Source organism: Marinimicrobium sp. ARAG 43.8 (genome assembly GCF_050113635.1).
Taxonomy (GTDB): domain Bacteria; phylum Pseudomonadota; class Gammaproteobacteria; order Pseudomonadales; family Cellvibrionaceae; genus Marinimicrobium.
On the sequence record NZ_JBNJLT010000001.1, the window covers coordinates 454,978 to 468,114 of the forward strand.

Here is a 13,137-nt window from a genome sequence, read left to right on the forward strand (position 1 = left end):
AATCAATTCCGCCTGTCAGTCTCATCACCGGCGTGATGATCCGCCTGGTTGTTCTGTTCCCCGGAGTTGGGCGACTCCTCTTTCAGGTCACTGTCATCGTCATCCGCAAAGGGCAGGTTGGCCGCTTCATCAAAACGCTTTTTGCGTCGTGGAGAAAACGCCCACCAGCAAACCCCAGCAAACGCGACCGCGACCAGCACGGTTGCTATTGCACCCAAAGTACCCTGATCCATTCGCGTCACCGTTTCTCGGTCAGCAGTGTTCCCAGCTGTTGGAGGTAGGCCACCAGGGCATCCATTTCAGTGGTACCTCGCACCTCCTCGCCAGCCCCTTCAATATCTTCATCGGTGTAGGGCACACCGACGCGCCGAAGGCCACGCATTTTGGATTCGGTGTGTTTACCGTCCAACACATTGTCGTACAGCCACGGGAAAGCCGGCATGTTGGACTCTGGCACTACGGTGCGCGGATTGTAGAGGTGAGCTTTGTGCCAATCGTCCGAATAACGACCACCCACCCGTGCCAGATCCGGCCCGGTTCGTTTTGAGCCCCACAGGAAGGGGTGCTCGTACACGCTTTCTCCGGCCACAGAATAATGTCCATAGCGTTCCACCTCGGCGCGCAACGGTCTCACCATTTGCGTGTGGCAAACGTGGCAACCTTCACGAATATAGATGTCGCGCCCTTCCAGCTGCACCGGACTCAGCGGCTTCAAGCCCGCTACCGGCTCCGTGGTTTCCTTCAGGAAAAACTGCGGCACGATCTGCACCAGGCCACCAAAGCTGATAGCGATCACAATCAGGACGGTCATTAAACCCAGGTTTTTCTCGACGATATCGTGGTATTTCATGGCGTCGTCCTCTCTATACCGCTTGAGCCTGAGTGTCGGAGTCGGCGCTTTGCTCCGGCGCCGGCGTACTGGCGGTGCGCCAGGTATTAAAGGCCATCAAAATCATGCCGGACAGGAACACCGCCCCACCCAGGAAGCGCACGAAGTAGCCCGGATAACTGGCGACCACGCTTTCCACAAAACTGTAGGTCAATGTGCCATCGGCATTGAATGCGCGCCACATCAACCCTTGCATGATGCCGTTGACCCACATGGAAGCGATATAAAGCACCGTGCCGATGGTGGCCAGCCAGAAATGAATATTGATCCACTTCACACTGTACATTTCCTTTTTGCCGAACAGGATCGGCAGCAGGTGATAGGTGGCTCCGATGGTGATCATGGCCACCCAGCCCAGCGCGCCGGAGTGCACATGGCCAATGGTCCAGTCGGTGTTGTGCGACAGGGCATTCACCGTTTTGATGGACATCATCGGCCCCTCAAACGTAGACATGCCATAGAAGGACAGCGATACCACCAGGAAGCGCAACGTCGGGTCAGTGCGCAATTTATGCCAGGCACCAGAGAGTGTCATGATACCGTTAATCATCCCGCCCCAGCTCGGTGCCAGCAGAATAAGCGACATTACCATGCCGAGACTTTGAGCCCAGTCCGGCAGCGCCGAATAGTGCAGGTGGTGCGCACCGGCCCAGATGTACACGGAAATCAGTGCCCAGAAATGCACGATGGACAGCTGGTAAGAATAGACCGGACGGTTGGCCTGTTTGGGGACGAAGTAGTACATCATCCCAAGGAAGCCTGCGGTCAGCAGGAAGCCCACCGCGTTGTGGCCATACCACCATTGAACCATGGCATCAGCCGCACCCGCGTACGCGGAATAGGATTTGAACCACGCTACGGGCACTGCGGCACTGTTTACTACGTGCAGTACGGCAATGGTCAGGATAAACCCGCCGTAGAACCAGTTGGCCACGTAAATGTGGGAGGTCTTGCGTTTAGCCACCGTGCCAAAAAACACGATGGCGTAGCTGATCCACACCACGGCAATCAGGATGTCGATGGGCCACTCGAGTTCAGCGTACTCCTTGGTGGAGGTGAGCCCCATCGGCAGGGTGATAATGGCAAGGACGATGACAGCCTGCCACCCCCAGAATGTAAACGGCACCAGCTTGCCGCCGAACAATGTTGTCTGGCAGGTTCGCTGAACCACATAATAGGAAGTACCGATCAGGGCACTGCCACCAAAGGCGAAAATCACCAAGTTGGTATGCAGTGGCCGCAGTCGGCCGAAATGGGTGTAGGGCTGAAAAATATCATTCAACGCCGGCCACACCAGTTGGGCAGCGATCAGCACGCCAACAGCCATCCCGGCGATCCCCCATACGATCGTCATGATGGCGAGCTGACGCACGACCTTGTAGTCGTATACCGGATGATCTCCGGCCGCAGTCAGATTACTACTCATAGGTCTTTCCCGTTTTTGCAGGTCAAATCATTATCCGCCCAATGGTCTGGGTGCCCAGGACCCCATACAAGTTCCAGGCACAGCCAAACCCGCAGCAAACCACGCGCGGGCATTGTCGCCCAAAGTGCACCATGGCTTTTTGACTTTTGTCAAAAGGCTTCAATTATTGGCGCATTACTGGAGTTGTTATTAGAATCGGTGGGTAACCCCGGCGAGCGGGGCTTTCCTGAACCTTGCTTCCGACCCCAAGGGGATTCCATCCCCTCCAGAAGCATAGCCCACGGCCCCCAAGGAGGCCTTCGTATCAGCGAAGTTGACGCCCTTTATTGGCCGCGATCCTCATACGCAAGGCGTTGAGCTTGATAAAGCCTTCGGCATCTTTTTGATCGTAAGCACCGGCATCGTCCTCGAACGTGGCCACTTTTTCATCGAACAGGCTTTCGTTCGAGCGGCGCCCAACCACGTGTACTCCGCCTTTGTACAATTTCAGCCGTACATCGCCGTTGACGTGTTCCTGGGATTGGTCGATGGCCGTCTGCAGCATTTTGCGCTCCGGGCTCCACCAGTAACCGTTGTAAATCAACTCGGCGTATTTCGGCATCAGTTCGTCTTTCAGGTGAGCCACTTCACGATCCAGCGTGATGGACTCTATGGCCCGGTGCGCCTTAATCATGACGGTGCCGCCAGGCGTTTCATAGCAACCGCGGGATTTCATGCCAACATAGCGGTTTTCCACGATATCCAGCCGGCCAATGCCGTTGGCACCGGCCACCTTGTTCAGGTGTTCCAGAACCGTGGCGGGAGACATGGCTTCCCCGTCGATGGCGACGATATCGCCTTTCTCGTAAGTCAGGGTGATGTAGGTGGGCTCATCCGGTGCGGCCTCGGGAGAAACACTCCAGCGCCACATGTCCTCTTCGGCTTCGGCCCAGGGATCTTCGAGAATACCGCCTTCATAAGAGATGTGAAGCAGGTTGGCATCCATGGAGTACGGAGACTTTTTCTTGCCTTTGGAGAAGTCGACCGGAATGCTGTGCTCTTCACAGTAAGCCATCAACTTATCACGCGAGGTCAGGTCCCACTCACGCCAGGGCGCAATCACCTTTACGCCCGGTTTCAGCGCGTAGGCGCCCAACTCAAAACGCACCTGATCGTTACCTTTACCGGTGGCACCATGGGCGATGGCGTCGGCGCCGGTTTCGTTGGCAATCTCGATCAGGCGCTTGGAAATCAGCGGACGGGCAATGGATGTGCCCAGCAAATATTCGCCTTCATAGATGGCGTTGGCGCGGAACATAGGGAATACAAAGTCGCGCACGTATTCTTCGCGCAGGTCGTCGATGTAAATTTCCTGTACACCCAGAGCCTGCGCCTTGGTACGCGCAGGCTCCACCTCTTCACCCTGGCCGATATCGGCGGTGAACGTCACCACTTCGCACTGATAGGTTTCCTGCAACCACTTCACAATAACCGACGTATCCAGACCGCCGGAATAAGCCAGTACGACCTTCTTGATGGATGACATAGAGTGCTCCCGCTGAAAATACTGTACCTCCCGGAGGGACGCCGGCGCGGCGCCACCCCAAAGCGGCACATATTGTACCCGCGATTGACGGGAAATCCCATAGTTTCCGTACGGATTCATTCGGGCCGGTTTGTGTTGCTCACCGGAGCCGGGTAAGCTGCCCTTGAGGCGTATTTTCGGCGCTCTCCGCGGACAACAGTTCTTCAGGGCGAGGTCATTCACGCGGCCCACATCGTCCGCCGGGGAATACTAATCACCGGGAGGTTTCTGATGACACCTGTACGTTTGCTTTGCTGGCTCGCCCTAACCCCACTACTCTTCCTCGCAGGCTGCACCAACGAAGAGGAGGCTCCCAAAACCCCTGGGCTGTATGCGTTTGTAGGGGTCAACGTCATTCCCATGGATGAAAACCGGGTGCTGGAGCACCAAACCGTACTGGTGCGTGAGGGGCGTATCGTCTCGATTGACCCTGCCAGTGTGGTCCCGCCGGGCGGCGCGACAGTTATCGATGGCAAAGGTCGCTACCTGATGCCAGGGCTGGCGGAGATGCATGGCCACGTTCCGGGTGGGGATCATCCACAATACGCCCAGGACGTACTGTTCTTATATATTTCCAATGGAGTAACGCTGGTGCGTGGCATGGCGGGGGATGAATACCACCTGACCTTGCGGGACAAAATCGCCAGCGGTGAGATAGACGGTCCCACCCTGTTTGCCGCCAGCCCCTGGCTGGGCCAGAACAACGCTGGCTCGGAAGCACAAACTCGAGACGTCGTGCGCCAATACGCTGAGCTGGGCTTCGATCTACTCAAAGTTGGCAGCCTCTCGCCCATTAATTACGGCTATATGGTGGATGAAGCGAATCGGCAGGACATTCCGTTCGCAGGCCATATTCCTGTGGGTGTGACGCTGGAACGGGCGCTGGAAGCCGGCCAGGCCTCCATTGATCATTTTGACCGCTATACAGAGTTCCTGGTGGACGAAGAGGCCGATCTCGCGGGTCGAAGCGGCGGCTTTTTTGGCAGCGGGGTTGTTGATCTGGTGGACCTGGACCGCATGGACGAAGCGGTGCAACGCACCGTCGAAGCAGGCACCTGGAACGTTCCGACCCTCAGTCTGGTGGAGCACCTGGCGTCCGAGGAGGCCCCGGAAGCCATGATCCAGTGGCCCGAGATGCGCTACATGCCGCAGGAAGTACTCGACGGCTGGGTGCAGGCCAAACACGACTTCCAGGCCAGAGAGGATTTCCAGCCCGAAGCGGCACGAGCCCTGGTAGATCTGCGCCACCTGCTGCTGCGTGAACTGCATGACGGCGGTGCTCCGATCGCACTTGGCTCGGACGCCCCGCAATTTTTCAACGTCCCCGGTTTCTCCATTCATCGAGAAATGGCCATGATGGTCAACGCGGGACTGACGCCCTACGAGGTGTTGGCCACCGGCACCCGAAAGCCCGCCGAATACTTCGGGACCCCCGATACCTTCGGGCAGGTCGCGCCAGGCCATCGCGCCGATCTGATCCTGCTCAAGGAGAACCCGCTTGAGGATATTTCGGCGGTTCAGGAGCGCGTCGGGGTGATGGTGCGCGGCGAGTGGTTTCCGGAAAGTTCGATCCAAAAACGCCTTCAGGCTATCGCCGACCGGCGGTGATTGTCCCTGACGGCCCTGCGCAGCCGACACGCTCATGCCCGGCCAGCAAAGGCCGGGCACCCGCTAAGAGCGTGTAGCCCGGCTATTGATAACGCTCGAGCAGATCAAGGGCGTACTGTTCCAGGTCGCCGAGGCACGCCTGTTTGTCTTCGGATAATGTCACCTCTTCACGCAACTGCACCAGCCGGGCTTGCAACGCCGGCCAGGTAATCCCCGCACCAGCGGTCGGCTCCGTCAGGCGCGCACGACAAAACGCCCGCCATCGCTGCTGTTGCGCCGAGTCCAGTGCTTCGGGCCAGTGACGCCCCAAATAGCGAAACAGTAATTCAGGCAGACGGGCATCGTGAAAATCAAAGGTTTCCCGCGCCAGAGACTCGGGTGGCATCTGGCGGATGCTGGCCATCAATCGACGATCGTGGTCATCGAAAAAGCCATCATAAAGCTGCTGATCCGGGTCCTCGCTGGGCTCAAAGCCCGGCTGCTCATACAACGCATTCAGCTTTTGCCGCAGTTGCTGCTGCTCACTGAGTGTCAGGTCCGCCAGTTGTCGCCAGTGCCGTTCAGCACGGCTTTTATCAATGCCCAGACGCTTGGCCGTGCGCTCGTCCAGGGTATTGGCGGGCGCAATCATCGGCGTTTTGTTCAAATGAAGCTCTTTCAGCGCCGGCCGTTGCGCACCCTCGGGCAACGCCTCAGACCGGGTAAACAGCCGCTCACGCAAGGATTCCGCCGAAGAGACCAGCAGGTCCTCGGGCGACTCGGACAAATCGAATACCAAGACGCTGTTTTTGTTGCTGGGGTGCAGGCCAACGGGTAGCACCAGAGCGGCATTGCCCCGCTCACCTGGATACATCCCGGAAATGTGCAGCAACGGCTTGTGGCTGTCGATATCGATAAGCTGCCCCACAAACCGCTTGTCGCGCAACCGGAAGGCATAATCGTATAACCGGGGCTGATGCTGGCGAATCAGCCGTGCCAGCGCAATCGTCGCCTCCACATCAGACAGCGCATCATGCGCCGCTGTGTGCGCCAGCCCGTTCGCCTCCGTCAGCTTCTCCAACCTAAAGCAGGGGCGACCGTCTTCATAGTCCGGCCACTCGATCCCCTCCGGGCGCAACGCTCGGGTCATGCGTGCCACATCGATCAAGTCCCAACGGGAGTTGCCATTGCGCCACTCTCGTTCATAGGGATCATAGAAGTTGCGGTACAACGTGTAACGGGTAACTTCGTCATCAAAGCGCAGTGAATTATAGCCCACGCCACAAGTGCCAGGACGCCCCAGCTCTGCCACCACCGCCGCAATAAACTCGGGCTCCGGGACGCCCTCCTCCAGCGCCTTCTGGGGGGAAATGCCGGTCACCAGGCAAGCATCCGGCTTAGGTAGACAGTCGACCACCGGCTTGCAGTAAAGCATGAGGGGATCGCCGATGATGTTCAGGTCCTGGTCCGTGCGAACACCCGCGAACTGGCTCGGTCGATCCCGGGCGGGGACTTCCCCCCAGGTTTCGTAATCGTGCCAGTACAGAGTCACACCACGTTGGTCGGTCATGGCCGGCTTCCCGTTTTACCGTTAGAGCGAGCACTGTATCACCCGCCTTCCGCCGCTGACCACTCCGAAGCCTTCTGCTTACGTTTCGGCGCTGCGCCATTTCCTGACTGCCCTGATATAATCACCGTCGATTAGCTAACAGGAGGCTTCATGACCGATCTTACCCAACTGTTTGAAAATAACCGCCAATGGGCCGAGCAAATCAAAGCCGAAGACCCGGAGTTTTTCGCCAAGCTGTCCAAGCAGCAAAGTCCGGAATACCTTTGGATCGGCTGCGCCGATAGCCGCGTTCCGGCCAACCAGATTGTCGGACTGATGCCGGGCGAACTGTTTGTACATCGCAACGTCGCCAACCTGGTAATTCAGACCGACCTGAACTGCATGTCCGTTATGCAGTTCGCCGTTGAGTATCTGAAGGTCAAACATATTATGGTGACCGGACACTACGGCTGCGGTGGTATTGCCGCCGCTTTGGCCAATCAGCAATTTGGCTTGCTGGATTACTGGGTGCGCAATGTCCGTGAGGTCTACCTCAAGCACAAAGAGGAAATGGATGCGATCACGGATAAAAAGGAGCATTTGAATCGAATGTGTGAGCTGAACGTCATAGAGCAGGTGGGCAATGTTACTCACACCAACATCGTTCAAAATGCCTGGAAACGCGGCCAGGAGCTCACCGTCCACGGCTGGGTTTACAGTATTGAAGACGGTATTATCCGCAACATGATGCCGCCGGTGACCGGCATCGACCAGGTCGACAAACGCTACCACATTATTTAAGTTACCCCTCTTCCTGCAGGCCGACCCCGGGCATCGTTCCCGGGGCCGGTTTGTCCACCCCCTCCCCCCCGACGCTCACCACTTCTTTTTTACGCTCCGGCAGTTGACGGCGCGGGCAGCGCCCCTTATGTTCCCCCAGACCAACACAACAATAGTGATAACATTATCAGGAGAAACAACCATGCAACGGCATACGTTATTCGGTCTTGCCTTGTCGCTAAGCGGGCTATTGGTCGGCTGCGAAACCCCAGCCACCTCCGACGCGCCGGAGCCAGACGGTTTTACACTCAACGAACGCGGCTACTTCCAGAATCAGGGCGTTGGCCTCATGGCGTTTCAGGAGCACCACCCTGAGAGCCACCAAAGCGGGTTGATTCTGGTCAGTCATGACAACCGCCTGGTCACCAATGGCGATGTGCGCCTGGAGTTGACACCGGGGCAATGGTCCCCCATGTCTCGCCTGCTTGAGCGGGAGGTCGATACGGCTCAGGGACGAATTACCACCCACCTCCGTTACCCCGATGAGCGCCAGCACCACACGGGTTTCAACCCGCTTCACTATCCGGACTTGCAACTGGAATATGACGTCAGCGTTGAAGCTGACGGTCATGACTTACTGGTTACCGTCAATCTTGACCAACCCCTGCCTGCCGAGTGGGCCGGCGCCGTGGGCTTTCAAATCGAGCTGTACCCTACCGATCTGTTTGGCAAAACCTGGATGATGGACAATGCCACCGGCCTGTTCCCCCGCCAGCCCTATGGCGTGGAAATGCCCAGCGGCAAAGCCGCCACCCCCAAGCGGGTGTCGGATGGCCCCCTCAACGGGCTGCTGCCGCTGGCGCAGCATAAGGCACAGCCTGTCCCTATGGCCGCCGGGCGACAATTCACCATGGCACCGGAATCTGACACCATGCGCCTTCAGGTGGAAAGCCTGAACGGCGAGCTGCAGTTACTGGACGGCCGTGCCCAACACCAAAATGGCTGGTTCGTACTGCGCAGCCCGATCGCCGCTGGCGCCACAGAGAACGCCGTGGTCTGGCGCCTAAGCCCGAACGTGGTGAAAGGGTGGACCCGGGAGCCGGTCATCCAGCATTCCATGGTGGGCTACCATCCGGCGCAAAAAAAGGTCGCCGTTATCGAAACCGACCCCAACGCGCCTTTGAATGAGCCCGTTCGCTTGCTTCGCCTGAACGCCTCGGGCCAGCCGGAGAAGGTGTTAAGCCAGAAGGCGCAGTCGTGGGGCGATTTCCTGCGCTACCGCTACTATCAGTTTGACTTCTCCGGTGTCCGTGCGGAGGGCATGTACCAGTTGGCTATGGGAGACACGTTAAGTCACCCCTTTCCCATCGCTGCCGACGTTTACAACCGCAACGTGTGGCAACCCACGCTGGAATACTTCCTGCCCATTCAAATGGGACACATGCGGGTAAAAGAGAAATACAAACTCTGGCACGACGACAGCCATCGGGACGATGCCCGCATGGCGCCGACGGATATCAACCATTTCGACGGCTATGTACAAGGCAGCAGTACACTCACCGATTTCGATTCCGGCGAGCATGTTCCAGGGCTGGCCCAGGGCGGCTGGTACGACGCGGGTGATGCCGATTTCCGCATTGAGTCCCAGTCCGGCGAGGTGTTTATTCTCAGTGCCGCCTATGATGAATTTGGTGTGGACCTCGACAGCACACTCATTGATCAGGAACTGCGTTTGACCGAACTGCGCGAGCCCGATGGAAAACCCGATATGCTTCAACAAATTGAACACGGTCTGTTGACCGTGGTCGGCGGCTACGAAAGCCTGGGCCGACTGTACCGAGGTATTATCGTTCCTACCCTGACCCAATACGTGATGGGCGGGGACTTTTCCGGGCAGACCGACAACCTCATCTATGATCCCGCACTGGCGGCGGACGAACGCACCGCAACCCACTCCGGAGTACCGGATGACCGGTGGGTCTTCACTGAAGAGCACCCGGCGCGCGAGTTTGACGCTATCGCCAATATTGCCGCCAGCGTCGGTCCCATGCGCGGCTACAATGACGATCTAGCCAACCGCACACTGGCGGCGGCCGAGGCACTGTGGAACGTCGAACGGGCTGTCAACAGTGACGGCGAGCGCAATGAGCAAATTCGCGCCGCGGTGGAGCTGTTCCGCTCCACAAGTCGCGACACTTACCGGGACTTCCTGATCGGCCAGCAAGATCACATTATCCGGCACTTCCGGCAAGTGGGCTGGGCGGTCGCCCGGGTGATTCACGATCTTGACGCTCCCGAGCTAACCAGCGCCCTCCGAGAGGCCGCGGCTGACTATGATCGGGCGCTCAAGGAAAAAATGGCGTCCACGCCTTATGGACTGGATTTTGAAATGCAGCTATGGGGACGAGGCTGGAGCTTGCAGCAGGAGGGCGTGTCCCAATACTTCTTGCACAAAGCCTTTCCAGACACCTTCGGCAAAGAGTATCTTCTCAACATTCTGAATTATGTTTTGGGTACGAACCCCGGTGCCAACGCTCAATCCTACGCGACTGGCGTGGGCGCAAAATCCAAGCGGGCAGCCTATGGCCAGAATCGCATGGACTACAGCTACATCCCGGGTGGCGTAATTGTCGGCACGGCTCTGGTGCAACCGGATTTTCCCGAACTGAAGGAATTTCCCTACCTGTGGCAGCAGTCCGAATATGTGCTGGGTGGTGGAGCGAGTAACTTTATGTTTCTTGCCCTGGCCGCCAACGATCTGCTTAACGAATAAACGGTTACCGGCAAGGACTGCTGTCGGGCAGGGACGCCCGACGAACGTCTGGAGCACAAAGCTGTTCCAGTGTCAGCCACAACCGGCTGTCATCCACAGGCGTCTCCGGAGACAGGTCTCGATTGTCCAGGTAGAACACCCGTCGCTCGGCGATATTGGCGCGTTGGATGACACGCTGAATCATGGCGCTACGGTAAAACAACTCATCAAAACTACCATCCTCCACCGCCACCATCAGTCCCTTCTGCAACGCTTCAGCCAATTCAGGCTTCTTGGGCGACACAAACAGATAGAAGGGCATGCGATATACCAACAGGATGTGCGGCTCAACCGTCAACTCCAGTTCCGGCCAGCTTTCCAGCTCAGTCCAGGGCTCGTGCACGCCGCGAGGAAAAACCTGGAAGCGCTTACCCTGCACCATCATTCTCAGGCGATCAAAACTCTCCTCGCGGACCTTGAACCCGTTATTACCGAGAATTTGAGCATCGGGCCAACCCACGCCTTGCCCATAGGTGAATTGCTTCAAGTCATTGAGGCTGACCACACCGGAGAATAAGTCGCGGTTGTCATTGTGCACGACGAAGAGGCGGTGGCCGACCAGCCCTTTGAATAAGGGCACGCGAACGGGTATTAACTGTTGCTCGATTTCCCGCGACGTGGCCGACCACATAATGTCAATGCGGCCCTCCTGAGTATCGCGCACCTGACGAGCCCAGCTGAGACCTCCCGAGTCGATATCCAGCCGATAATCAAATCCCGCTTTGTCAAGTGCCAGACGAATCATGCTTTCGGTGTAAATCGCGTTGTGATCTCCGCGAGACACCATATGCAACGTCGTTTGACCGCTGACCCAGGGAGCCACTAGGCAGAGTAAACCGGCGACTAACGAACGCCACATACTGGCTGCCCCACGCGATGCACTTTCCCGCCTCTACTTTCACCACCCATATTCTCACCGCCCACGCTCTATCTTGGCCTATGTTGGCCTAAGCCCCCTCGCTGTTGATTTACCACCACAGGGGGATCAACACGGAGCATCCCACTTTGGCGCATTTTTAATCATTGAGCAAGGGCGAGCATCGCTTTCATGGGTCACGCCTGAACGGGTCACTCCTGATAAGTGCCGTAAACACCATCGGTTTTAGCGGCCATAATAAAGTCATTGCGATGCAGGCCACCAATCTTGTGGGTCCACCAGTCGACGGTAACTTTGCCCCACTCGGTCAGCAGTGCCGGGTGGTGGTTGGCATCTTCAGCGAGGTCGCCCACGCTTTGGGTAAAGGCCAGCGCCTCGGCAAAGTCTTTGAATTTGAACACCCGGGAGAGGCGCTTTTCGCCATCGAATTGCCGCACCTCCCACTCGGGTACGTCGGGCTGAAGCTCACGAATGTCGTTGTCCGACAGTTTCGGGGCGTCGGCACGACAGGCTTCACAGTGTTGTTGGGCTAATTGACTCATCACTAAACCTCCTTCTTGGATTGACGTCACATCATATCGACAATGATTTCGGCTGGGATATCCTGATCACGTTCACTTCGACCTCCCTTCCAGGACTCTACTTGACCCAGAAGTTCTCGCAGAAAAATCACATGCTTTTGGACGGTAAGCTCCCAAGCCTCTGGTGGTGTATGCCCTTTGGGGGCTCTTGGAGGCATGGATGCCGACATGAAGCCTACAGGGAGGTATTTACGGCGGGTCCCCAAAGGGTATACACCACCAGAGGCTCCTCCGAACGTCACCGATGCAGACGCCCCATCAACACCTCGGCCAGCGAATCCCCCACGCGCGATGCCCCGGACAGCGACCAGCCGCCATCCACCGGCAAGACGGCCCCCGTCACAAAGGCCGCGTCGGGCGAGGCCAGGAAACGGCACACTCGAAAAATATCCTGCGGTTGGCCCAGCCGCTGCAATGGCACCGACCGCCGTACCGCTTCTCGCTGAGAATCCTCCGGAGCCAGCCGGGCCATGCCTTCCGTGTTTTCCACCGGACCAGGGATCACCGAGTTCACCCGAATTCCCTCCGGCCCCCACTCCTGGGCCAATGTACGGGTCAGCATATCCACCCCGGCCTTTGCGGCACAAACGTGGGACTGCCCTACCATTGGCAGTACCGCCTGTGGTGCCGATATGTGAATTACGCACCCCGGTCGCCGCAAGTGAGGGTACACGGCATGCAGCACATGAAAACTGCCCAGCAGGTCGATTTCCACCACTGATCGGAACGCATTGGCAGACATGGCCGCCCCCAGAGCCGGAAAGTTGCCTGCCGCGCCGGAGACAACAACATCCAGCGGACCCCATTTTTCGCACAGCGTTCGCACGCCTTCACTCACTGCTTCCGATTCGCGCACGTCGGCTACGAAACCGGTCGCTTCCGCTCCCAGCGCACGAAGCGCCGCTATGGCGTCATCCACCTTCTCACGGGAGCGGCTGAAGACAGCGACTCGATCTCCATCCCGGGCAAAGCCCTCCGCGATACCCCGGTTAATACCACTGGTGCCGCCGGCCACCAACACGGTTCTGGAACTCTTGTCTGGCGTATCGGTCATCTAATGCTTCCTGTTTAA

Annotated in this window: 11 protein-coding genes; 3 read left to right on the forward strand and 8 right to left on the reverse strand. The window is 57.9% G+C overall.

Annotation, left to right across the window (positions count from 1 at the left end):
- Nucleotides 1-2: 2 nt before the first annotated feature.
- From ACQCLF_RS01905 to ACQCLF_RS01920, 4 genes are all read right to left on the reverse strand, one after another.
- Complete coding sequence (locus ACQCLF_RS01905) at nt 3-233, reverse strand: cbb3-type cytochrome oxidase subunit 3 (protein WP_426984590.1); 231 nt, start codon at nt 231-233, stop codon at nt 3-5.
- Nucleotides 234-238: 5 nt separating this feature from the next.
- Nucleotides 239-850 carry a cytochrome-c oxidase, cbb3-type subunit II gene (gene ccoO / locus ACQCLF_RS01910; RefSeq protein ID WP_426984591.1) on the reverse strand — a complete coding sequence of 204 codons (612 nt, stop codon included), beginning with the start codon at nt 848-850 and terminating at the stop codon, nt 239-241.
- Between the two features lie 13 nt (nt 851-863).
- Nucleotides 864-2,315 (reverse strand): cytochrome-c oxidase, cbb3-type subunit I, encoded by a 1,452-nt coding sequence (ccoN, locus tag ACQCLF_RS01915; RefSeq protein ID WP_426984592.1) that lies wholly within the window; start codon nt 2,313-2,315, stop codon nt 864-866.
- Between the two features lie 304 nt (nt 2,316-2,619).
- A complete protein-coding gene (locus tag ACQCLF_RS01920) occupies nt 2,620-3,840 on the reverse strand; it encodes an argininosuccinate synthase (RefSeq protein ID WP_426984594.1) in 1,221 nt (406 codons plus the stop codon).
- 270 nt (nt 3,841-4,110) lie between these two features.
- Here ACQCLF_RS01920 and ACQCLF_RS01925 point away from each other — a divergent pair, with 270 nt between their 5' ends.
- Nucleotides 4,111-5,487: an amidohydrolase family protein gene (locus ACQCLF_RS01925; protein ID WP_426984596.1), complete on the forward strand. Its 1,377-nt coding sequence runs from the start codon at nt 4,111-4,113 to the stop codon at nt 5,485-5,487.
- A gap of 82 nt (nt 5,488-5,569) precedes the next feature.
- On the opposite strand, the gene sbcB is transcribed toward ACQCLF_RS01925, so the two are convergent.
- The gene (gene sbcB, locus ACQCLF_RS01930) at nt 5,570-7,036 is read right to left on the reverse strand and encodes an exodeoxyribonuclease I (protein WP_426984598.1); all 1,467 of its coding nucleotides are present in this window, start codon (nt 7,034-7,036) and stop codon (nt 5,570-5,572) included.
- 150 nt (nt 7,037-7,186) lie between these two features.
- Between sbcB and can the strand changes: the two genes are divergently transcribed.
- Nucleotides 7,187-7,816, forward strand: coding sequence for a carbonate dehydratase (can, locus tag ACQCLF_RS01935; RefSeq protein WP_426984599.1), 630 nt, complete (start codon nt 7,187-7,189; stop codon nt 7,814-7,816).
- A gap of 181 nt (nt 7,817-7,997) precedes the next feature.
- A complete protein-coding gene (locus ACQCLF_RS01940) occupies nt 7,998-10,568 on the forward strand; it encodes a glycoside hydrolase family 9 protein (protein ID WP_426984601.1) in 2,571 nt (856 codons plus the stop codon).
- A gap of 4 nt (nt 10,569-10,572) precedes the next feature.
- Here the strand turns inward: ACQCLF_RS01940 and ACQCLF_RS01945 are convergent, their stop codons facing one another.
- The 3 genes from ACQCLF_RS01945 to ACQCLF_RS01955 form a co-directional block, all read right to left on the reverse strand.
- Nucleotides 10,573-11,466 carry a substrate-binding periplasmic protein gene (locus ACQCLF_RS01945; RefSeq protein WP_426984603.1) on the reverse strand — a complete coding sequence of 298 codons (894 nt, stop codon included), beginning with the start codon at nt 11,464-11,466 and terminating at the stop codon, nt 10,573-10,575.
- 209 nt (nt 11,467-11,675) lie between these two features.
- Nucleotides 11,676-12,026 carry a 4a-hydroxytetrahydrobiopterin dehydratase gene (locus tag ACQCLF_RS01950; RefSeq protein ID WP_426984604.1) on the reverse strand — a complete coding sequence of 117 codons (351 nt, stop codon included), beginning with the start codon at nt 12,024-12,026 and terminating at the stop codon, nt 11,676-11,678.
- Between the two features lie 277 nt (nt 12,027-12,303).
- Nucleotides 12,304-13,119 (reverse strand): SDR family oxidoreductase, encoded by an 816-nt coding sequence (locus ACQCLF_RS01955; protein ID WP_426984605.1) that lies wholly within the window; start codon nt 13,117-13,119, stop codon nt 12,304-12,306.
- Nucleotides 13,120-13,137 lie beyond the last annotated feature (18 nt).